Annotated in this window: 11 protein-coding genes, 2 tRNA genes and 3 rRNA genes; all 16 read left to right on the top strand. The window is 58.8% G+C overall.

Going from position 1 to position 23,320, the window contains the following annotated elements:
* The first annotated feature begins 325 nt into the window (after nucleotides 1–325).
* Nucleotides 326–2,050, top strand: a complete 1,725-nt coding sequence (locus C4J91_RS23115; RefSeq protein WP_124364410.1) for an acetolactate synthase 3 large subunit — start codon at nucleotides 326–328, stop codon at nucleotides 2,048–2,050.
* A 2-nt stretch (nucleotides 2,051–2,052) separates the two neighbouring features.
* A complete protein-coding gene (gene ilvN / locus C4J91_RS23110; protein ID WP_003176102.1) occupies nucleotides 2,053–2,544 on the top strand; it encodes an acetolactate synthase small subunit in 492 nt (163 codons plus the stop codon).
* Nucleotides 2,545–2,590: 46 nt separating this feature from the next.
* Entirely contained in the window at nucleotides 2,591–3,607 is a 1,017-nt protein-coding gene (gene ilvC, locus C4J91_RS23105; protein ID WP_003212125.1) for a ketol-acid reductoisomerase, read from the top strand.
* 146 nt (nucleotides 3,608–3,753) lie between these two features.
* Entirely contained in the window at nucleotides 3,754–4,611 is an 858-nt protein-coding gene (gene pssA / locus C4J91_RS23100) for a CDP-diacylglycerol--serine O-phosphatidyltransferase (protein WP_124364409.1), read from the top strand.
* Nucleotides 4,612–4,674: 63 nt separating this feature from the next.
* Nucleotides 4,675–5,688, top strand: coding sequence for a protein-methionine-sulfoxide reductase catalytic subunit MsrP (gene msrP / locus C4J91_RS23095; RefSeq protein ID WP_124364408.1), 1,014 nt, complete (start codon nucleotides 4,675–4,677; stop codon nucleotides 5,686–5,688).
* The gene (gene msrQ / locus C4J91_RS23090; RefSeq protein WP_124364407.1) at nucleotides 5,688–6,308 is read left to right on the top strand and encodes a protein-methionine-sulfoxide reductase heme-binding subunit MsrQ; all 621 of its coding nucleotides are present in this window, start codon (nucleotides 5,688–5,690) and stop codon (nucleotides 6,306–6,308) included. The genes msrP and msrQ overlap by 1 nt, the downstream gene beginning before the upstream one ends.
* Nucleotides 6,309–6,797: 489 nt before the next feature.
* A 16S ribosomal RNA gene (locus C4J91_RS23080) occupies nucleotides 6,798–8,334 on the top strand.
* Nucleotides 8,335–8,416: 82 nt separating this feature from the next.
* Nucleotides 8,417–8,493, top strand: a tRNA-Ile gene (locus C4J91_RS23075).
* A gap of 30 nt (nucleotides 8,494–8,523) precedes the next feature.
* A tRNA-Ala gene (locus C4J91_RS23070) sits at nucleotides 8,524–8,599 on the top strand.
* Nucleotides 8,600–8,848: 249 nt separating this feature from the next.
* A 23S ribosomal RNA gene (locus C4J91_RS23065) occupies nucleotides 8,849–11,740 on the top strand.
* Between the two features lie 171 nt (nucleotides 11,741–11,911).
* Nucleotides 11,912–12,027: ribosomal RNA gene (rrf, locus tag C4J91_RS23060) — 5S ribosomal RNA — on the top strand.
* Together the 16S, 23S and 5S rRNA genes with 2 tRNA genes alongside form the textbook arrangement of a ribosomal RNA operon.
* A gap of 135 nt (nucleotides 12,028–12,162) precedes the next feature.
* Nucleotides 12,163–15,615: an exodeoxyribonuclease V subunit gamma gene (recC, locus tag C4J91_RS23055; RefSeq protein WP_124364406.1), complete on the top strand. Its 3,453-nt coding sequence runs from the start codon at nucleotides 12,163–12,165 to the stop codon at nucleotides 15,613–15,615.
* Nucleotides 15,612–19,283, top strand: a complete 3,672-nt coding sequence (gene recB / locus C4J91_RS23050; RefSeq protein ID WP_124364405.1) for an exodeoxyribonuclease V subunit beta — start codon at nucleotides 15,612–15,614, stop codon at nucleotides 19,281–19,283. The genes recC and recB overlap by 4 nt, the downstream gene beginning before the upstream one ends.
* Nucleotides 19,280–21,349: an exodeoxyribonuclease V subunit alpha gene (gene recD, locus C4J91_RS23045; RefSeq protein ID WP_124364404.1), complete on the top strand. Its 2,070-nt coding sequence runs from the start codon at nucleotides 19,280–19,282 to the stop codon at nucleotides 21,347–21,349. The genes recB and recD overlap by 4 nt, the downstream gene beginning before the upstream one ends.
* Before the next feature lie 142 nt (nucleotides 21,350–21,491).
* Nucleotides 21,492–22,058, top strand: coding sequence for a YfiR family protein (locus C4J91_RS23040; RefSeq protein WP_124364403.1), 567 nt, complete (start codon nucleotides 21,492–21,494; stop codon nucleotides 22,056–22,058).
* Nucleotides 22,055–23,317: a diguanylate cyclase domain-containing protein gene (locus C4J91_RS23035; protein WP_124364402.1), complete on the top strand. Its 1,263-nt coding sequence runs from the start codon at nucleotides 22,055–22,057 to the stop codon at nucleotides 23,315–23,317. Before C4J91_RS23040 ends, C4J91_RS23035 begins: the two co-directional genes overlap by 4 nt.
* The last annotated feature ends 3 nt before the right edge of the window (nucleotides 23,318–23,320 follow it).

Genomic DNA, 23,320 nt, shown 5'->3' with positions numbered 1-23,320 from the left:
GCGCTTAGTTGGAAAAAAGCGCAATTATTGCTTGACTTGAAGGGCCTGAAACAGAAGAATCCAAAGTCCGCTGTATCGGGACTGCCAGAAGCAGGCCCGCTCGGCAGATCATGAGGCGCACACCCGCGCCGACCTGTAACACCCGCAACGCGTTACCTCGCGCTGGGTGGGAAAAGCCCGCAACACTTGGGACGATCCCAATACTTGCTCAGTCAGTGCTGACGTAGTCGGCGACCACCGTCGCTCATGCTCTGTTGAGAAGTAAACCTATTAAGACCCGTCGGTTTTTAACGGACGGTATTCTGGCGTTTTAGAGGTGAACAACGTGGAGCTTTTATCTGGCGGTGAGATGCTCGTCCGCTTTTTGCGTGACGAAGGCGTCGACTATATCTACGGGTACCCAGGTGGTGCTCTGCTGCATGTCTACGACGCGCTGTTCAAGGAACCGGCTGTTACCCACATCCTGGTTCGCCACGAACAGGCCGCAACCCATATGGCTGACGGTTATGCCCGTGCCACCGGTAAAGCCGGCGTGGTACTGGTAACGTCCGGCCCAGGCGCAACCAATGCCATCACTGGCATCGCGACTGCTTATATGGACTCCATTCCCATGGTGATCATTTCCGGCCAGGTCGCCAGCACCATGGTCGGTACCGACGCGTTCCAGGAAACCGACATGATCGGTATCTCCCGCCCGATCGTGAAACACAGCTTCATGATCAAGCACGCGTCGGAAATTCCGGAAATCATGAAAAAGGCGTTCTACCTCGCACAATCCGGTCGCCCGGGCCCTGTCGTGGTGGATATTCCCAAGGACATGACCAACCCGGCCGAGAAATTCGAATACATTTTCCCGAAGAAAGCCAAGCTGCGCTCCTACAGCCCGGCCGTGCGTGGGCACTCGGGGCAAATCCGCAAGGCGGCGGAAATGCTTCTCGCGGCCAAGCGCCCGGTGCTGTACTCCGGCGGCGGCGTGATTCTGGGGGGCGGCTCCGCACCGCTCACAGAATTGGCCAAGCTGCTCAACCTGCCGGTCACCAATACCTTGATGGGTCTTGGCGCATTCCCAGGTTCGGACCGTCAATTCGTCGGCATGCTCGGTATGCACGGCAGCTATACCGCCAACCTCGCCATGCACCACGCCGATGTGATTCTGGCGGTCGGCGCACGGTTCGATGACCGCGTGATCAACGGCGCGAGCAAGTTCTGCCCGAATGCCAAGATCATCCATATCGACATCGACCCGGCGTCCATTTCCAAGACCATCAAGGCCGACGTGCCAATCGTAGGCCCGGTGGAAAGCGTGCTGACTGAAATGGTCGCCGCGCTCAAGGACATCGGCGAAACGCCGAACAAGGAATCCGTTGCCAGCTGGTGGAAGCAGATCGACGAATGGCGCGGTGACCGCGGCCTGTTCCCGTACGACAAGGGCGACGGCAGCATCATCAAGCCACAAACCGTGATCGAAACCCTCTGCGAAGTGACCAAGGGCGACGCCTTTGTGACCTCCGACGTGGGCCAGCACCAGATGTTCGCCGCGCAGTACTACAAATTCGACAAGCCTAACCGCTGGATCAACTCCGGTGGCCTGGGCACGATGGGCTTTGGTTTTCCGGCGGCCATGGGCGTGAAGCTGAGCTTTCCGGATGCCGACGTTGCCTGTGTCACCGGTGAAGGCAGCATCCAGATGAACATCCAGGAACTGTCAACGTGCCTGCAGTACGGCCTTCCGGTGAAGATCGTCTGCCTGAACAATGGCGTGCTGGGCATGGTTCGCCAGTGGCAGGACATGAGCTACGGTAGCCGTCACTCCCATTCCTACATGGAATCGTTGCCGGATTTCGTCAAATTGGTTGAAGCCTATGGCCACGTCGGCATGCGCATCACCGATCTGAAAGATCTGAAGCCGAAGATGGAAGAGGCGTTCGCCATGAAGGACCGCCTGGTGTTCATCGATATTCAGGTGGATACCAGCGAGCACGTCTACCCGATGCAGATCAAAGACGGCTCTATGCGCGACATGTGGCTGAACAAGACGGAGCGTACTTAATCATGCGGCACATTATCTCCCTGCTTCTGGAGAACGAACCCGGCGCTCTGTCTCGTGTTGTCGGCCTGTTTTCGCAACGCAACTACAACATCGAAAGCCTGACCGTGGCCCCGACCGAAGACCCGACCTTGTCGCGCCTGACGTTGACCACCGTGGGCCACGATGAGGTGATCGAGCAGATCACCAAGAACCTCAACAAGCTGATCGAAGTGGTCAAGCTGGTCGACCTGTCGGAAAGTGCCCACATCGAGCGTGAGCTGATGCTGGTCAAGGTCAAGGCCACAGGTGCCCAGCGTGCCGAGATCAAGCGCACTACCGATATTTATCGCGGGCAGATCGTCGATGTGAGCGCCAGCGTTTATACCGTTCAACTGACCGGTACGAGCGACAAGCTGGACAGCTTCATCCAGTCGATCGGGACGGCCTCGATTCTGGAAACCGTACGCAGTGGTGTCACCGGGATTGCCCGTGGCGACAAAGTACTCAGCATCTAACCCAATTAGCGAATGGCCTTACGGCCTGGATATATAGAGGAACCTCATGAAAGTTTATTACGATAAAGATTGTGACCTGTCGATCATCCAGGGCAAGAAAGTCGCCATCATCGGTTATGGCTCCCAGGGCCACGCTCAAGCGTGCAACCTGAAAGATTCCGGCGTTGACGTCACCGTTGGCCTGCGCAAAGGCTCGGCGACCGTTGCCAAGGCTGAAGCCCATGGCCTGAAAGTGACCGACGTGGCTTCCGCTGTGGCGGCCGCCGACCTGGTCATGATCCTGACCCCGGACGAATTCCAATCCGCGCTGTACAAGAACGAAATCGAGCCGAACATCAAGAAGGGCGCCACCCTGGCCTTCTCCCACGGTTTCGCGATCCACTACAACCAGGTTGTGCCGCGCGCTGACCTCGACGTGATCATGATCGCGCCGAAGGCTCCGGGCCACACCGTACGTTCCGAGTTCGTCAAGGGTGGCGGTATCCCTGACCTGATCGCGATCTACCAGGACGCTTCGGGCAACGCCAAGAACGTTGCACTGTCCTACGCTGCCGGTGTCGGCGGTGGTCGTACTGGCATCATCGAAACCACCTTCAAGGACGAGACTGAAACCGACCTGTTCGGCGAACAAGCCGTACTGTGCGGTGGTACCGTTGAACTGGTGAAAGCCGGTTTCGAAACCCTGGTTGAAGCTGGCTACGCGCCGGAAATGGCCTACTTCGAATGCCTGCACGAACTGAAGCTGATCGTTGACCTCATGTACGAAGGCGGTATCGCCAACATGAACTACTCGATCTCCAACAACGCCGAATACGGCGAGTACGTGACCGGCCCGGAAGTGATCAACGCCGAGTCCCGTCAGGCGATGCGCAACGCCCTGAAACGTATTCAGGACGGCGAATACGCCAAGATGTTCATCAGCGAAGGCGCTACCGGCTACCCTTCGATGACCGCCAAGCGTCGTAACAACGCCGCCCACGGTATCGAAATCATCGGCGAGCAACTGCGTTCCATGATGCCGTGGATCGGTGCCAACAAGATCGTCGACAAAGCCAAGAACTAAGTCGCACGTATCAAGGGAAAACGCGGCTTCGGCCGCGTTTTTTCGTTTGGGTAAGCGGGTTCTGGTATAAAGCTGCATCGTTTGCGGGCGAACACTCGCCGCAAGTATCTGTCGAATTTTTTTCACACCGTTGCAAGGTAAAGTCCATGAGCGAACGTCCCGAAGAGCCAAGCCAGGCTTCTGACGCCGAAAGCCTGCTGCCGATCGATGAACATGTCGAAGAAGGGCATGACGCGGAAGGCCGCAAAGTCCGGCATCGTGGCATCTATCTGCTGCCCAACCTGTTCACCACGGCGAACCTGTTTGCCGGCTTCTATTCCATCATCAACTCGATGAGTGCCCAGAGCGCATTGGCGGCGGGTGATGCCGTAAGTGCCAGCAAGTACTTCGGTTTTGCTGCCATCGCCATCTTCGTCGCCATGGTGCTTGATGGCCTGGATGGTCGTGTCGCGCGCATGACCAATACTCAAAGCGCCTTCGGTGCCGAGTACGACTCGTTGTCGGACATGGTTGCCTTTGGTGTCGCCCCGGCGCTGCTGGCGTTTGCCTGGGCGCTGGGTGACATGGGTAAGGTCGGCTGGATGGTGGCCTTTATCTATGTGGCGGGCGCGGCGTTGCGTCTGGCGCGCTTCAACACTCAGGTCGGTACTGCCGACAAGCGGTACTTCATTGGCCTGGCCAGCCCAGCGGCGGCGGGTGTGGTGGCGGGTATCGTCTGGGCGTTCAGTGACTACGGCATCCAGGGTTCGAAGATGTCGTTCCTGGTCGCCTTGATGGTCGCGGCAGCCGGCATGCTGATGGTCAGCAACATCAAGTACAACAGCTTCAAGGAGTTCGACCTCAAGGGGCGTGTGCCTTTCGTGGCTATTCTTGTGGTGGTGCTGGTGTTTGCGGTGGTGTTCAGCGACCCGCCGAGAATTCTATTGTTAGCTTTCCTGGTCTACGCCGCTTCCGGGCCGGTGCAGTACCTGCTGCATCTTCGCCGGGACAAAACATTGCCTTAATGTAATTTCCCCCATACTCCGCAGTCTATTGGTGCACCTGTCCTCCAATGCTGCGGAGTTGCCATGTTAATCAAGATCCCCAAAGCGTCCGATTGCCACGAATCGGATGTCACGCCTGAATCGTTCTACCTCTCTCGCCGCAGCTTGCTCGGTGGTGCGCTTGCCGGTATTGCCGCGAGCAGCTTGCCACGTTGGGCCAGTGCCGAAGAGGCGGCACGTTATGCCGATGTCGAGCCGGGCAGGGCGCCTGACTGGTTTACGCAAAAGCTTCCAGGCACCAAGTGGCAGGCTGTGACGGTCAAGGGCGAGGCCATCACGCCGTTCAAGGATGCAACCCACTACAACAACTTCTACGAGTTCGGCACAGACAAGGGCGATCCGGCGGCAAATGCGGGTTCGCTCAAGACTGAGCCCTGGAGTGTTGTGATTGATGGTGAAGTTGCGAAGCCGGGTCGCTACGCCTTGGAAGACTTCATGAAACCTTACGAATTGGAAGAGCGCGTCTACCGGCTGCGTTGCGTCGAAGCGTGGTCGATGGTGATTCCGTGGGTCGGCTTTCCTGTTTCCGCCTTGCTCAAGCAGGTTGAGCCTACTTCAAAGGCGAAATTCATCCGCTTCGAAACCCTACAGGATCCAAAGAGCATGCCGGGGCAGCGCTCCAGTTTCGGCTTGATCGACTGGCCTTATATAGAAGGGCTGCGTCTGGACGAGGCGATGAATCCATTGGCGATCCTTGCCGTGGGCATGTACGGGCGGGAGTTGCCTAACCAGAACGGGGCGCCCCTGCGTTTGGTCGTGCCCTGGAAGTATGGCTTCAAGAGTGTGAAGTCGATTGTGCGGATCAGTCTTGTCAGCGAGCAGCCTAAAACGACCTGGCAGAGTATTGCAGCCGATGAGTATGGGTTTTATGCGAATGTGAACCCTACGGTTGACCATCCGCGCTGGACCCAGGCACGGGAGCGTCGTCTACCGAGCGGCCTTTTCAGCCCGAACGTGCGTGAGACGCAGATGTTCAATGGCTACGCGGATGAGGTCGCTGCTCTCTATACAGGTCTCGACCTGAAGAAGAACTACTGATGCGCTATCCGATCTGGCGCATCGGCGTCTTTATAGCCGCCGCTGTCTGGCCGTTGTTCTGGCTCTATGAAGCCTGGAGTTTTGCCCTGGGGCCCGACCCGGGCAAGGTGCTGGTGGATCGCCTGGGTCTGGGCACCTTGATCCTGTTGTTGATCACGCTCGCGATGACGCCGTTGCAGAAGCTGAGCGGTTGGGCGGGGTGGATCGCAGTGCGCCGGCAGCTGGGTTTGTGGTGCTTTGCCTATGTGGTGCTGCACCTGGCGGCTTATTGCGTATTTGTCCTCGGGCTTGACTGGTCGCAACTGGGCGTGGAGTTGCGTAAGCGTCCGTACATAATTGTCGGCGCCTTGGGGTTTTTGTCTCTACTGGTTTTGGCTCTGACCTCCAATCGTTACAGTCAGCGCTGGCTGGGCAGTCGCTGGAAGAAATTGCATCGCTTGGTGTACGTGATTCTAGGGCTCGGTTTGCTGCACATGCTGTGGATAGTGCGGGCTGATCTTAAGGAGTGGGCTATCTATGCTTCCATAGGTGCACTGCTTCTGTTGCTGCGCTTACCTCCAGTGATGCGTCGGATCCCGCGTCTTATTACTAAAAAAGCATCGCCAGCAACAAAAGCGTAATTAACCCTTGACGGCAGATTCTGTGCGCCTATAATTCGCCCCACTTCCGGCGCAGTCGAAACGGAAAACTTATTTGTAAACAATGAGTTAAGTAGTTTTCGGCAGCAAGTTGCTTCAGTCCATCGAAGCCAAAAAGAAGTTGAAAAAGAGGTGTTGACAGCAGCGTGTAACGCTGTAGAATTCGCCTCCCGCTTACGAGAGATCGCAAGCGCAAGTGGTTGAAGTTGTTGAAGAAATCTTCGAAAGCTTCTGAAAATAACCACTTGACAGCAAATGAGGCTGCTGTAGAATGCGCGCCTCGGTTGAGACGAATAGCTCTTAACCAACCGCTCTTTAACAACTGAATCAAGCAATTCGTGTGGGTGCTTGTGGAGTCAGACTGATAGTCAACAAGATTATCAGCATCACAAGTTACTCCGCGAGAAATCAAAGATGTAACCAACGATTGCTGAGCCAAGTTTAGGGTTTCTTAAAAACCCAAAGATGTTTGAACTGAAGAGTTTGATCATGGCTCAGATTGAACGCTGGCGGCAGGCCTAACACATGCAAGTCGAGCGGTAGAGAGAAGCTTGCTTCTCTTGAGAGCGGCGGACGGGTGAGTAATGCCTAGGAATCTGCCTGGTAGTGGGGGATAACGTTCGGAAACGGACGCTAATACCGCATACGTCCTACGGGAGAAAGCAGGGGACCTTCGGGCCTTGCGCTATCAGATGAGCCTAGGTCGGATTAGCTAGTTGGTGAGGTAATGGCTCACCAAGGCGACGATCCGTAACTGGTCTGAGAGGATGATCAGTCACACTGGAACTGAGACACGGTCCAGACTCCTACGGGAGGCAGCAGTGGGGAATATTGGACAATGGGCGAAAGCCTGATCCAGCCATGCCGCGTGTGTGAAGAAGGTCTTCGGATTGTAAAGCACTTTAAGTTGGGAGGAAGGGCAGTTACCTAATACGTGATTGTTTTGACGTTACCGACAGAATAAGCACCGGCTAACTCTGTGCCAGCAGCCGCGGTAATACAGAGGGTGCAAGCGTTAATCGGAATTACTGGGCGTAAAGCGCGCGTAGGTGGTTTGTTAAGTTGGATGTGAAATCCCCGGGCTCAACCTGGGAACTGCATTCAAAACTGACTGACTAGAGTGTGGTAGAGGGTGGTGGAATTTCCTGTGTAGCGGTGAAATGCGTAGATATAGGAAGGAACACCAGTGGCGAAGGCGACCACCTGGACCAACACTGACACTGAGGTGCGAAAGCGTGGGGAGCAAACAGGATTAGATACCCTGGTAGTCCACGCCGTAAACGATGTCAACTAGCCGTTGGGAGCCTTGAGCTCTTAGTGGCGCAGCTAACGCATTAAGTTGACCGCCTGGGGAGTACGGCCGCAAGGTTAAAACTCAAATGAATTGACGGGGGCCCGCACAAGCGGTGGAGCATGTGGTTTAATTCGAAGCAACGCGAAGAACCTTACCAGGCCTTGACATCCAATGAACTTTCCAGAGATGGATTGGTGCCTTCGGGAACATTGAGACAGGTGCTGCATGGCTGTCGTCAGCTCGTGTCGTGAGATGTTGGGTTAAGTCCCGTAACGAGCGCAACCCTTGTCCTTAGTTACCAGCACGTAATGGTGGGCACTCTAAGGAGACTGCCGGTGACAAACCGGAGGAAGGTGGGGATGACGTCAAGTCATCATGGCCCTTACGGCCTGGGCTACACACGTGCTACAATGGTCGGTACAGAGGGTTGCCAAGCCGCGAGGTGGAGCTAATCCCAGAAAACCGATCGTAGTCCGGATCGCAGTCTGCAACTCGACTGCGTGAAGTCGGAATCGCTAGTAATCGCGAATCAGAATGTCGCGGTGAATACGTTCCCGGGCCTTGTACACACCGCCCGTCACACCATGGGAGTGGGTTGCACCAGAAGTAGCTAGTCTAACCTTCGGGAGGACGGTTACCACGGTGTGATTCATGACTGGGGTGAAGTCGTAACAAGGTAGCCGTAGGGGAACCTGCGGCTGGATCACCTCCTTAATCGACGACATCAGCTGCTCCATAAGTTCCCACACGAATTGCTTGATTCATTGAAGAAGACGAAAAGAAGCAGCCCGAAATTGGGTCTGTAGCTCAGTTGGTTAGAGCGCACCCCTGATAAGGGTGAGGTCGGCAGTTCGAATCTGCCCAGACCCACCAATTTTGTGTGGGAAACGCCTGTAGAAATACGGGGCCATAGCTCAGCTGGGAGAGCGCCTGCCTTGCACGCAGGAGGTCAACGGTTCGATCCCGTTTGGCTCCACCACTACTGCTTCTGTTTGTAGAAAGCTTAGAAATGAGCATTCCATCGTTGTGATGATGAATGTTGATTTCTAGTCTTTGACTAGTTCGTTCTTTAAAAATTTGGGTATGTGATAGAAAGATAGACTGAACGTTACTTTCACTGGTAACGGCTCAGGCTAAGGTAAAATTTGTGAGTCGCTCTTAATTGAGTATGATCGAATTTTCGGCGAATGTTGTCTTCACAGTATAACCAGATTGCTTGGGGTTATATGGTCAAGTGAAGAAGCGCATACGGTGGATGCCTTGGCAGTCAGAGGCGATGAAAGACGTGGTAGCCTGCGAAAAGCTTCGGGGAGTCGGCAAACAGACTTTGATCCGGAGATGTCTGAATGGGGGAACCCAGCCATCATAAGATGGTTACCTTACACTGAATACATAGGTGTATGGAGCGAACCAGGGGAACTGAAACATCTAAGTACCCTGAGGAAAAGAAATCAACCGAGATTCCCTTAGTAGTGGCGAGCGAACGGGGACTAGCCCTTAAGTGGCTTTGAGATTAGCGGAACGCTCTGGAAAGTGCGGCCATAGTGGGTGATAGCCCTGTACGCGAAAATCTCTTAGTCATGAAATCGAGTAGGACGGAGCACGAGAAACTTTGTCTGAATATGGGGGGACCATCCTCCAAGGCTAAATACTACTGACTGACCGATAGTGAACTAGTACCGTGAGGGAAAGGCGAAAAGAACCCCGGAGAGGGGAGTGAAATAGATCCTGAAACCGTATGCGTACAAGCAGTGGGAGCCCACTTTGTTGGGTGACTGCGTACCTTTTGTATAATGGGTCAGCGACTTATTTTCAGTGGCGAGCTTAACCGAATAGGGGAGGCGTAGCGAAAGCGAGTCTTAATAGGGCGTCTAGTCGCTGGGAATAGACCCGAAACCGGGCGATCTATCCATGGGCAGGTTGAAGGTTGGGTAACACTAACTGGAGGACCGAACCGACTACCGTTGAAAAGTTAGCGGATGACCTGTGGATCGGAGTGAAAGGCTAATCAAGCTCGGAGATAGCTGGTTCTCCTCGAAAGCTATTTAGGTAGCGCCTCATGTATCACTGTAGGGGGTAGAGCACTGTTTCGGCTAGGGGGTCATCCCGACTTACCAAACCGATGCAAACTCCGAATACCTACAAGTGCCGAGCATGGGAGACACACGGCGGGTGCTAACGTCCGTCGTGAAAAGGGAAACAACCCAGACCGTCAGCTAAGGTCCCAAAGTTATGGTTAAGTGGGAAACGATGTGGGAAGGCTTAGACAGCTAGGAGGTTGGCTTAGAAGCAGCCACCCTTTAAAGAAAGCGTAATAGCTCACTAGTCGAGTCGGCCTGCGCGGAAGATGTAACGGGGCTCAAACCATACACCGAAGCTACGGGTATCACGTAAGTGATGCGGTAGAGGAGCGTTCTGTAAGCCTGTGAAGGTGAGTTGAGAAGCTTGCTGGAGGTATCAGAAGTGCGAATGCTGACATGAGTAACGACAATGGGTGTGAAAAACACCCACGCCGAAAGACCAAGGTTTCCTGCGCAACGTTAATCGACGCAGGGTTAGTCGGTCCCTAAGGCGAGGCTGAAAAGCGTAGTCGATGGAAAACAGGTTAATATTCCTGTACTTCTGGTTATTGCGATGGAGGGACGGAGAAGGCTAGGCCAGCTTGGCGTTGGTTGTCCAAGTTTAAGGTGGTAGGCTGGAATCTTAGGTAAATCCGGGATTCTAAGGCCGAGAGCTGATGACGAGTTGTCTTTTAGACGACGAAGTGGTTGATGCCATGCTTCCAAGAAAAGCTTCTAAGCTTCAGGTAACCAGGAACCGTACCCCAAACCGACACAGGTGGTTGGGTAGAGAATACCAAGGCGCTTGAGAGAACTCGGGTGAAGGAACTAGGCAAAATGGCACCGTAACTTCGGGAGAAGGTGCGCCGGTGAGGGTGAAGGACTTGCTCCGTAAGCTCATGCCGGTCGAAGATACCAGGCCGCTGCGACTGTTTATTAAAAACACAGCACTCTGCAAACACGAAAGTGGACGTATAGGGTGTGACGCCTGCCCGGTGCCGGAAGGTTAATTGATGGGGTTAGCTAACGCGAAGCTCTTGATCGAAGCCCCGGTAAACGGCGGCCGTAACTATAACGGTCCTAAGGTAGCGAAATTCCTTGTCGGGTAAGTTCCGACCTGCACGAATGGCGTAACGATGGCGGCGCTGTCTCCACCCGAGACTCAGTGAAATTGAAATCGCTGTGAAGATGCAGTGTATCCGCGGCTAGACGGAAAGACCCCGTGAACCTTTACTATAGCTTTGCACTGGACTTTGAATTTGCTTGTGTAGGATAGGTGGGAGGCTTTGAAGCGTGGACGCCAGTTCGCGTGGAGCCAACCTTGAAATACCACCCTGGCAACTTTGAGGTTCTAACTCAGGTCCGTTATCCGGATCGAGGACAGTGTATGGTGGGTAGTTTGACTGGGGCGGTCTCCTCCTAAAGAGTAACGGAGGAGTACGAAGGTGCGCTCAGACCGGTCGGAAATCGGTCGTAGAGTATAAAGGCAAAAGCGCGCTTGACTGCGAGACAGACACGTCGAGCAGGTACGAAAGTAGGTCTTAGTGATCCGGTGGTTCTGTATGGAAGGGCCATCGCTCAACGGATAAAAGGTACTCCGGGGATAACAGGCTGATACCGCCCAAGAGTTCATATCGACGGCGGTGTTTGGCACCTCGATGTCGGCTCATCACATCCTGGGGCTGAAGCCGGTCCCAAGGGTATGGCTGTTCGCCATTTAAAGTGGTACGCGAGCTGGGTTTAGAACGTCGTGAGACAGTTCGGTCCCTATCTGCCGTGGACGTTTGAGATTTGAGAGGGGCTGCTCCTAGTACGAGAGGACCGGAGTGGACGAACCTCTGGTGTTCCGGTTGTCACGCCAGTGGCATTGCCGGGTAGCTATGTTCGGAATAGATAACCGCTGAAAGCATCTAAGCGGGAAACTAGCCTCAAGATGAGATCTCACTGGGACCTTGAGTCCCCTGAAGGGCCGTCGAAGACTACGACGTTGATAGGTTGGGTGTGTAAGCGCTGTGAGGCGTTGAGCTAACCAATACTAATTGCCCGTGAGGCTTGACCATATAACACCCAAGCAATTTGACTACTCCTGACTTTAAAAAAGCAGAAGCAACAGATTGCGGTGTGTGAAGACGCAATGAACCGAAAGTTCGAGGCTCACAAAACACCGACTTCTATCCCATACCCAATTTGCTGAAGCGAGGCCATCTGGCCACGATTCAGTACCCGAATTTCTTGACGACCATAGAGCATTGGAACCACCTGATCCCATCCCGAACTCAGTAGTGAAACGATGCATCGCCGATGGTAGTGTGGGGTTTCCCCATGTGAGAGTAGGTCATCGTCAAGATTAAATTCCAGAACCCCATTTGCGAAAGCAGATGGGGTTTTGTTTTGGGCGGTCGAAAAGTGCCAACACGCTCATTGCAGTGGCCTTCAGTGCTAAAGTCCACGCCTCGATTCTTGCTTTCCCAAGGAAACCGTTATGCCGGGTGCGACGTCCCTCAGCGCTGGATTCATGGTGGTTCACGGTAACCGCCTGGACGAGTTGCGCAGCCTGGTAGTCAGCTGGATGCGTCGTTATCCCCTGGCGCCCTTGGAAAACGAAATCGCTCTGGTCCAAAGCAACGGCATCGCCCAATGGCTCAAGCTCGCCTTGGCCGAAGATCCGCAAGAGGACGATATGGGCGGCTGTGGTATTGCAGCGGCAATCGATGTGCAACTGCCCGGCAGCTTCATGTGGCAGCTCTATCGCATGGTCCTGGGTCGTGACGAAATTCCCTCTAAGTCTTTGCTTGATAAGGCACCGCTGACGTGGCGACTCATGCGCCTGCTCCCGCAGCTTATCGACCAACCCCATTTCGAGCCGCTGCAACGCTTCCTGACCCACGACACCGACCTACGCAAGCGCTACCAGCTCGCCGAGCGCCTGGCCGACCTCTTCGACCAATACCAGGTGTATCGTGCCGATTGGCTGGAAGACTGGGCCGCAGGGCGCCATCAGTTACGCAATGGACGCGGCGAATCCAAACCCCTTAACACTGCGAACTGTTGGCAGGCCGAGTTATGGCGCGCGTTGCTGCTCGACGTAGGCGCGCAGGGCATGGCCGAGAGTCGTGCCGGCGTTCATCAGCGTTTTATCGAGCGCATCAACACGCTCGAGCAAGCGCCGCCTGGCCTGCCTTCCCGCGTGATCGTCTTCGGCATTTCATCACTGCCCGCCCAAGCGCTTGAAGCCCTGGCGGGCCTGGCCCGTTTCAGCCAAGTGCTGCTATGCGTGCACAATCCTTGCCGCCATCATTGGTCAGACATCGTGGCCGACAAGGACCTGCTGCGTAACGAATACAAGCGCCAAGCGCGCAAAGCGGGCATGCCAGTCACCATCGACCCACAAACCCTGCACCAACATGCCCATCCGCTGCTCGCCGCCTGGGGCAAGCAGGGCCGTGACTACATCAGCCTGTTGGACAGTTACGACGACCCCAACAGCTACCGCGCCGCCTTCCGTGATGGGCGTATCGACCTGTTCAGCGACAGCCAGCCTACCACGCTGCTCAACCAGCTTCAGGACGATATCCTTGAACTGCGCCCACTCGACGAAACCCGTGAATGCTGGCCTGCAGTCGACCTGAAGCGCGACTCATCCATTCGCTTTCACATTGCCCACAGCGCCCAACGCGAAGTGGAAATTCTCCACGACCAATTGCTTCAACGCTTCAGCGCCGATCCCACCTTGCGCCCTCGGGACATCATCGTCATGGTCCCCGATGTCGACAGCTATGCGCCGCACATTCGCGCGGTTTTCGGCCAACTGGAAAGAAACGACCCACGCTTCATTCCGTTCACCCTGACAGACCAAGGCCAACGCGGTCGTGACCCGCTGCTGATTGCCGTCGAGCACCTGCTCAAGCTCCCCGACAGCCGCTTCCCCGTCAGCGAGATTCTCGACCTGTTGGATGTTCCCGCCCTGCGCGAACGTTTCGCCATCAATGAACGCGACCTGCCGACGCTGCACCGCTGGATTGAAGGCGCGGGTATCCGCTGGGGTCTCAACGCCGAGCAGCGTGCCGGCCTGGGGCTGCCCGAGGCGCTGGAGCAGAACAGTTGGCGATTCGGCCTGCGACGGATGCTGCTGGGTTACGCCGTCGGCACCGGTGTCGCGTGCGATGGCATCGAGCCCTACGACGAGATCGGTGGGCTCGATGCGGCGCTGATCGGCCCACTGGTCGCCTTGCTCGACGCATTAAAAGACGCCCATCAAGCGCTGTCACAACCAGCCCCTCCCCACGAATGGGGCGAGCGTCTGCAACGCTTGATGCAGCAGTTTTTCATGCCCAGCAGCGAGCACGATGACTACCTGTTGGGTCAACTCGAACAGTTAAGAGAAACCTGGCTGGAAACCTGCGAGTCTGTTGGCCTGCAGGACGAGTTACCGCTCACTGTAGTTCGCGAGGCGTGGTTAGCCGGGCTTGACCAAGGCCGCCTGTCCCAGCGCTTCCTCGCGGGTGCGGTCAATTTTTGTACCCTGATGCCCATGCGCGCAATCCCGTTCAAGCTGGTCTGCCTGCTCGGCATGAACGACGGCGACTACCCGCGTGCCCAGCCCCCGCTGGACTTTGACCTGATGGGCAGCGACTACCGGCCCGGCGATCGTTCCCGCCGCGAGGACGACCGCTACCTGCTGCTCGAAGCCCTGCTTTCCGCGCGCGACCAGCTCTATATCAGCTGGGTCGGCCGCAGCATTCGCGACAACAGTGAGCGCCCGGCCTCGGTGCTGATCGGCCAACTGCGCGACCATCTCGCCAGCGGCTGGCATAACGCCGATAGCCAAGAACCCCTGATCGAAGCGATGACCCAGGAACACCCGCTCCAACCGTTCAGCGCCCGCTACTTCCATGAAGGCGACCCGCTGTTCAGTTACGCCCGCGAATGGCAGTTGCTGCACGAAGCGCCGGCCGCAATGGCCCACGACCACGCGCTGGCACCGCACGATCAGGAAGAGCCCCTGAGCCTCGGCCAGTTGCAGGATTTCCTGCGCAATCCGGTAAAGCATTTCTTCAGCCAACGCCTGAAAGTGTTCTTCGAAGCTGCCGAAGTACCACTGGCCGACGAAGAGCCCTTCGTCCTCGACGCGCTGCAACGCTACAGCCTCAGCGACAGTCTGCTGAGCGCCGCACTGGCCCGGCCCGACCAGCTTGATCAGGCCCTCAACGCCCAAGCTTTACGCCTGCAAGGCAGTGGCCTGCTGCCTATGGTCGGTTTCGGCGAATGCCTGCGCAATGAGCTGATCGAGCCGTTGCCGGATCTGTTGCAGCGCTACCAACACCTCCTGGCGCTTTGGCCAACCCCGCACGCTGGCGCGGAACCGATCAGTTTCGAGTACCAAGGCATTCAGCTTGAAGGCTGGATCAGCGGCCTGCATCGACGCAGTGATGGCGGATTGTTAAGCGTGACCACCATTCCCAACAGCATCGGTTCGATCAAGACGCGCAAGTGGCACCGGCTGATTCGACCTTGGGTCAATCACGTGGTCGCCTGTGCGTGTGGCGTGCCGTTGAGCACCGGGCTGGTGGCCAGTGACGACACCTTGCTCCTCGCCCCACTGGACACCGCCACCGCGCAGCACATCCTCGCCGACCTGCTGCTCGCCTGGCACACCGGCATGAGCAAACCGCTGCCCGTCGCGGTAAAAACCGCCTTTGCCTGGCTCGGCCAGACCGATCCCGCCAAGGCCCACGCTGCTGCCAGCAAAGCCTATGAGGGCGACGGCATCACCACCGACGGTGAGCGCCGTGAAACGCCCGCGCTCACTCGTCAGTTCCCCGACTACGCGACGCTGGTCGCCAGCGAAGAATTCGAAGGTTGGTGCGAAACCCTGTATCGCCCCCTGATCAGCGCCCCCTGGCGTTCACTGTCCAGCGCGGAGGCCGGCGCATGAGTAACAAGCCCTTGGCCCTGGCCTTCCCGCTCAAAGGCAGCCAACTGATCGAAGCCAGCGCCGGTACCGGCAAAACTTTCACGATTTCGGCCTTGTACCTGCGCCTGGTCCTCGGCAACGGTGGTGAGGAGTCCGGCTTCGGCCGCGAACTGCTGCCGCCGCAGATCCTGGTGGTGACCTTCACCGACGCCGCCACCAAGGAGTTGCGTGAACGTATCCGTATCCGCCTGGCCGAAGCCGCGCGGTTCTTCCGTGGCGAAATCGAGCCGCCTGACGCCTTGATCGCCGACCTGCGTAATCAATACCCCGAGGAGCAGTGGCCCGCCTGCGCCAATCGGTTGGACATCGCCGCGCAATGGATGGACGAAGCGGCTGTCTCGACGATCCACAGTTGGTGCCAGCGTATGCTGCGCGAGCACGCCTTCGACAGCGGCAGCCTGTTTACCCAGACCCTGGAGACCGATCACAGCGACCTGCTCGGTGAAGTGCTGCGCGACTACTGGCGCTTGTTCTGCTACCCGATGCACGACGACGCACTCAACTGGGTGCGCAACAACTGGGGTGGCCCGGCCGCGTTGATGCCACGGGTACGCGCGCTGTTCGGCAGTGAGCGGCCCGCCGAGGACAGCCGCGAGCCGGCCGACATGATCACCGCCTGCCTGCAGGAGCGCCGCGAGGCGTTGACCCGCATCAAGGCGCCTTGGCTGCAATGGGCCGCCGAGCTGCGCGAGCTGTGCCTGCAAGCCGTTGCTGCCAAGGCGGTCGATGGGCGCAAAATGCAGGCGCGTTACTTCGAGCCCTGGTTCGAAAAAATCAGCGCCTGGGCCGCCGACGAAACCCTGGAACAACTGGATATCGGCACCGGCTTTACCCGGCTGACCCCCGACGGCATGGCCGAAGCCTGGAAAGGCGAGCCGCCACGGCATCCCGGCATCGACGCCATGGCCGGCCTTAAAGCCGCCCTTGACGCACTGCCCACCCCGGACGCCGCTGTGTTGCAACACGCCGCCGCCTGGGTGGGCAAGCGCTTCGAAGAAGAGAAGCGGCGCCGCGCCGAAATGGGCTTCGACGACATGCTGATCCGCCTCAACGCCGCGCTCCAGGCCGACGGTGGCGAGCGCCTCGCCAGTGTGATCCGCGAGCAATTCCCGGTGGCCTTGATCGATGAATTCCAAGACACCGACCCCGTGCAATACAGCATCTTCGACAGCATTTACCGCATCGAAGAAAACCACCTGGACAGCGGCCTGTTCCTGATCGGCGACCCCAAACAGGCGATCTACGCCTTCCGCGGCGCGGATATTTACACCTACCTGCGTGCCCGGCAGTCCACCACCGGGCGCCACCACACCCTGGGCACCAACTTCCGCTCCGGCCATGCGATGGTCGAGGCGGTGAACCATGTGTTCCAGCGTGCAGAAACCGGCCGGGGCGCCTTCCTGTTTCGTGAGCCCGACGGCCATAACCCGGTGCCGTTTCACCCGGTGCTGTCCCAGGGCCGCAAGGAACAGTTGCAGGTCGACGGCCAAACGCTGCCGGCGATGAACCTTTGGCACCTGCCCACCGACCAGCCGATTTCCAATGTGCTGTATCGCCAGCAACTGGCCGCCGCCTGCGCCACGCACATCGTCGCGTTGCTCAATGGCGGGCAGCAAGGCAGCGCGGGTTTTGTCAAAGACAACACCTTCAACGGCGTGCTGCCGTCAGACATCGCCATCCTCGTGCGAGACGGCAAGGAAGCCCAGGCCGTGCGCGCCGAGTTGGCGGCGCGGGGCGTGCGCAGCGTGTACCTGTCGGATAAAGACTCGGTCTTCGCCGCCCAGGAAGCCCACGACCTGCTGGCCTGGCTCAAGGCCTGCGCCGAACCGGACGTCGAACGCCCGCTGCGCGCGGCCCTTGCCTGTGTCACCTTGAACTTGTCATTGGCGGAGCTGGAGCGTCTGAACCAGGACGAACTGGCGTGGGAAAGCCGCGTGATGCAGTTCCGTGGCTACCGCACGATCTGGCGCACCCAAGGCGTGCTGCCGATGCTGCGCCGCCTGCTGCATGACTTCAAGCTGCCGCAAACCCTGATCGCCCGCAGCGATGGCGAGCGAGTGCTGACCAACCTGTTGCACCTCAGCGAACTGCTGCAACAGGCGGCGTCGGAACTGGACGGCGAGCAGGCGTTGATTCGCCATCTTGCCGAGCACCTGGCGCTGTCGGGTCAGGCCGGTGAAGAGCAGATCCTGCGCCTGGAAAGCGATGAGCAACTGGTCAAGGTGGTGACGATCCACAAATCCAAGGGCCTGGAATACGACCTGGTGTTCCTGCCCTTCATCTGTTCGGCCAAACCGGTGGACGGCACGCGTTTGCCGCTGCATTACCACGACGAGCAGGGTAAATCCCACGTCAGCCTGCGGCCCACTGCAGAGTTGATCGCCCAGGCCGACGATGAGCGCCTGGCCGAAGACCTGCGCTTGCTGTATGTCGCCCTGACCCGCGCCAAACACGCCTGCTGGCTGGGTATCGCCGACCTCAAGCGCGGCAACAGCAGCAGCTCCGTGCTGCACCTTTCGGCGCTGGGCTATTTGCTCGGCGCCGGTGCACCGCTGGGGGAGTCCGCCGACCTGGCGCGCTGGTTGATGGCGCTGCAGGAAGGCTGCCCGACCATCAGCTATGCCCATGTGCCGCAAGCGCAAGACACTGTGTTTCATCCACCGCGCAACGAAGCCACCTTGCTGGCCCCGCTGCTGCCTAAACGCAAGGCCGCAGAAAACTGGTGGATTGCCTCCTACAGCGCCTTGCGCATTGGCGATAGCATGAGCGCCGCCAATCTCGAAGCGCCTGAAAGCCCACAGGCCCAGAAACTCTTCGATGACGAACGCCTTGATCCCGATGCACCACGGGAAGTGGCGGCGTCCGGCGGCGATATTCATCGTTTCCCACGCGGTCCCAATCCAGGCACCTTCCTTCACGGCTTGTTGGAATGGGCCGGTGAAGAAGGCTTCAACCTGAGCCCCGAGGCCATCGAAAAGGCCGTCGGCGCCCGCTGTAACCGCCGCCATTGGGAAGGCTGGATCATCACCCTCAGCGCCTGGCTTGGCCACGTGTTGCAAACGCCGCTGCCTGTGTACGACGCCCGCGTCAGCCTCAGCGCCCTGCAGCAGTACCAGATCGAAATGGAGTTCTGGTTCGCCAGCCATAAAGTCGACGTGCTCGCCCTCGACAAGCTGGTGTGCCAGTACACCCACCACGGCGTCTCCCGCGTGGCGGCCGAACCGGTGTTGCTCAACGGTATGTTCAAGGGCTTTATCGACCTGACCTTCGAGCACGACGGTCGTTATTACGTGGCTGACTACAAATCCAACTGGCTCGGCCCTGACGATTCGGCCTACACCCTGGAAGCCATGGAACAGTCGATCCTCGAGCATCGGTACGACCTGCAATACGTACTTTACCTGCTGGCCCTGCATCGCCAACTCAAGGCGCGCCTGCCCGATTACGACTACGAACGCCACATCGGCGGCGCCCTGTACCTGTTCCTGCGCGGTACGCAATCGGTGAGCCAGGGCGCGTATTTCACCCGGCCACCGCGAGAACTGATCGAAGGGCTGGACCTGTTGTTCCAAGGCAAGCCGATCCCGCCCAAAGCCGAGCCCGCCTGGGAACAAGGAGTGCTGCTATGAGCCTGTCGCCGTTACTGCCGGACGAGCTGACACCTCTCAGCCGCGCCGCCGACCTGGTGCAATTGCTCGAGCGTTGGGTCGAGCGTGGTTGGCTACGGGCCCTGGACAAAGCCTTCGTCGGCTTCCTGCATGAGCTTGACCCACAAGCCGATCCCTTGGTGTTGCTGGCGGCGGCGTTGACCAGCCACCAATTGGGTCACGGCCATGTGTGCCTCGACCTGTTCGAAACCCTCAAGGCGCCGGACTTTGCCTTGTCGCTGCCGCCTGAAGGCGACCTGCAAACCGGCGCGATGCTGTTGCCGTCGCAATTGCTCGAAGGTTTGGACGGCGCCCACTGGTGTCATGCCCTGGCTGCCAGCCCCTTGGTCGCGCTGGCCGTCGATGGCAGTGAGTCGGCCCGAAGCCGTCCGTTGGTGCTGTCCGGAAAACGCCTCTATCTGCGCCGCTATTGGGCGTATGAGCGGCGCATCGACAGCGCCTTGCGCCTGCGGCTGGCCAGCCACGAAAGCGTCGCCACCGATTTGCCGCAGCGGCTCAATGGTTTGTTCGATCAACCGGCGCCCGATGGCGTGATCGACTGGCAAAAACTGGCCTGTGCCCTGGCCACCCGTGGCGCGTTCAGCATCGTCACGGGCGGCCCCGGCACCGGCAAGACCACCACCGTGGTGCGCCTGCTCGCGCTGTTGCAGGCGCCGGCCGTGGAAAGCGGCAATCCCTTGCGTATCCGCCTGGCCGCGCCCACCGGTAAAGCCGCTGCCCGTCTCACCGAGTCCATCAGCCAGCAAGTGCTGTCGCTGAAAGTGCCCGACACTGTGCGTGAAAAAATCCCGACCCAGGTCACCACGGTTCACCGCTTGCTGGGCAGTCGCCCGGGTACTCGGCATTTTCGTCATCACGTCGGCAACCCATTGCCGCTGGATGTGCTGGTGGTGGACGAAGCGTCGATGATCGACCTGGAAATGATGGCCAACCTGCTCGACGCCTTGCCACCCCATGCTCGCCTGGTGCTGCTGGGTGACAAGGACCAGCTCGCTTCGGTAGAGGCGGGCGCGGTGCTCGGCGATTTGTGCCGCGACGCCGAGGCCGGTTGGTACAGCCCGGCCACGCGCCAATGGCTGCAAGCGGTCAGCGCTGAAAATCTCGCCGACAGCGGTTTGCAGGAGGACCTCGACGGCACTCATCCCCTGGCCCAGCAGGTGGTGATGCTGCGCTACTCGCGGCGTTTCGGCGAGGGCAGCGGCATCGGCCAACTGGCGCGCTGGGTGAACCAGCAGAACGCTGAGCAAGCGCGCAAGCTGCTGGCCGCGCGCAGTCATGACGACCTGTTCTGCCTCAGCCTCAAGGGCGAGCATGATCATGCCCTTGAGCGCCTGGTACTGGACGGGCAGGGCGCCGGCGCCCAGGGCTATCGCTATTACCTGAATCTGCTGCAGTCGGCGCGGCCTGCACTGGACACCCCGCGTGACGATCACGCCTGGACCCACTGGGCGCAACATCTGCTGCAAGCCTTCGACGCATTCCAGCTGCTCTGCGCGGTGCGCAAAGGCCCGTGGGGCGTCGAAGGCTTGAACCTGCGCATCACCGCCGCCTTGCGCAAGGTGCGGCTGATCGAAGGCGACGAGCAGTGGTATGAAGGCCGTCCGGTGTTGATGACTCGTAACGACTACGGCCTGGGCCTGATGAACGGTGATATCGGCATCGCCTTGAAATTGCCCGAAAGCGACGGCGGGCCCCAGGTGCTGCGCGTGGCTTTCCCGCGCAATGACGGCCAGGGGGGCGTGCGCTTCGTGCTGCCCAGCCGGCTCAACGACGTGGAAACCGTGTATGCCATGACCGTGCACAAATCCCAGGGGTCAGAGTTCACTCACACCGCGCTGATCCTGCCGGACGCGTTGAACCCGGTGCTGACCAAAGAACTCATCTACACCGGTATCACGCGTGCCAAGCGCTGGTTCAGCCTGATCGAACCCCGTGCCGGAGTCTTTGAGGAAACCGTACGGCGCAGGGTCAAACGCTTGAGCGGGCTGATGCTGGAGTTGGACGCCACGCCCGCAGAAGCTGACTGAGTGGTCATGTAAGATTTCTGATTCAGATGACTGATTTTTCTGAAAAAATAGTCAGCCCCGCGAAAACCCGTGCGTCGTGGGATTTTCCGCCGCTGTGCTATCGTTGCGGCATTACCTTGAAATTTCTTGAGAGAATTGCTGCATGAACGTGGCTGTCTCGCTCACCGAGCGTAGTTTGAGCTGGAGACGCCTGTTGCGGGTGGCGGTGCTATGCCTGCTCGCCCCGCAGGCATGGGCTCAAACATCCAGCCTGGCTGAACAGCGCGCCCAAGCGGTGACCCAAGTCGTGCTAGGTATCCTCAGTTACGCCCGCTGGCCGGTGGAGCCTGCGCAACTGCGCTTGTGCATCGTCGGGCCGACCCAATACACCGACGACCTGATCAAAGGCACCACCCAGGCGACCGGCCGTCCGGTGACGGTGCGCCGCCTGCTGGCGAGCCATCCCGATATTGTCAGTGCCTGCGACGCCGTTTACATCGGCAAACTCAGCGCTGACGAACGCAGCGCATTGTTTACCTCATTGATAGGCCACCCGGTGCTCAGCATCAGCGAAGGCGGTGACCAATGCACCGTGGGTAGCCTGTTCTGCCTGCGGGTGAGCGATGCGCAAGTGTCGTTCGAGGTGAACCTGGACTCCGTCGCCCGCAGCGGCGTACGCATTCATCCCAGCGTGCTGCAACTGTCGCGCCGTCGAGCGCCGGCTCCATGAAGCCTGCTAAGGCGCGGCCGACCCTGGGTTCGGTCATCGGCCGGGGGCACCTGATTCTGGCGTTGGTGGCGGTGACCCTGGCCAGTGTGTCCCTGACCCTGCTCGGCGTGCTGGCGCTACGCGTGTACGCCGAACATAACCTGCACTTGATCGCCCGCTCGATCAATTACACCGTGGAAGCGGCGGTGGTGTTCGACGACAGTGCCGCAGCCACCGAAGCCCTCAGCCTGATTGCCCAGGCCGAAGAAGTGGCCCAGGCCGAAGTCTTCGATGCAAATGGCAAGCTACTGGCGCAGTGGGTCCGGCCGAACACCGGCATGTTGTCACGGGTTGAGCTGGAGCTGGCGCATGCCTTGCTCGAACAGCCCATCAGCCAACCGATCCTCCATCAAGGGCAAACGGTCGGCAGCATCCACCTGACCGGGCATGGCGGCAGCCTGCTGCGCTTCCTGCTTAGCGGCCTGGCGGGCATTGTGATCTGCACCGCGCTCAGCGCCTGGGTCGCGTTGCACCTGGCGCGGCGCCTGTTGAACGGTATCACCGGGCCGCTTAAAAGCCTCGCCGCCGTGGCCCACGCTGCGCGCAGCGAACGTGACTTCGACCGCCGCGTGCCGCCGGCGCAGATCGCTGAACTCGACAGTCTGGGCAGCGACTTCAACGCCCTGCTTGGTGAGATGGAAGCCTGGCAGAACCACCTGCAAAGCGAAAACGAAACCCTTGCCCACCAGGCCAGCCACGACAGCCTCACCGGCCTGCCCAACCGTGCGTTCTTCGAAGGCCGGTTGATTCGTGCCTTGCGCAGCGCCGCCAAGACCAATGAGCGGGTGGCGGTGCTGTTTCTCGACAGCGATCGTTTCAAAGACATCAACGATAACTTCGGCCACGCCGCCGGCGATGCGGTGCTGATGGCCGTCGCCGAGCGCGTGCGTGCACAACTGCGCGAAGACGACTTGGTGGCCCGGCTGGGCGGCGATGAGTTCGCCGTGCTGCTCGCGCCGCTGCACAAAGCCGAAGATGCACAGCGCATCGCCGACAAGATCATTGCCAGCATGGACGCGCCGATCCCACTGCCCGGCAACACTCAGGTGGTGACCTCCCTCAGTATCGGCATCGCCATTTATCCCGAGCATGGCGCCACGCCCGGCACCCTGCTCAATGCCGCCGACGCGGCGATGTACCAGGCCAAACGGCTGTCCTCGGGCAGCCGGCAAACGGCGGAGTCGGAGCATTCCGTCGTTAATGTCCAACACAGGAGCTGATCC

Origin of the sequence: Pseudomonas sp. R3-52-08 (genome assembly GCF_003851745.1) — a bacterium.
GTDB lineage: Bacteria > Pseudomonadota > Gammaproteobacteria > Pseudomonadales > Pseudomonadaceae > Aquipseudomonas.
The sequence above is the reverse complement of the archived record's forward strand: the minus strand, read 5'-3'. Positions and strand labels throughout refer to the sequence as shown.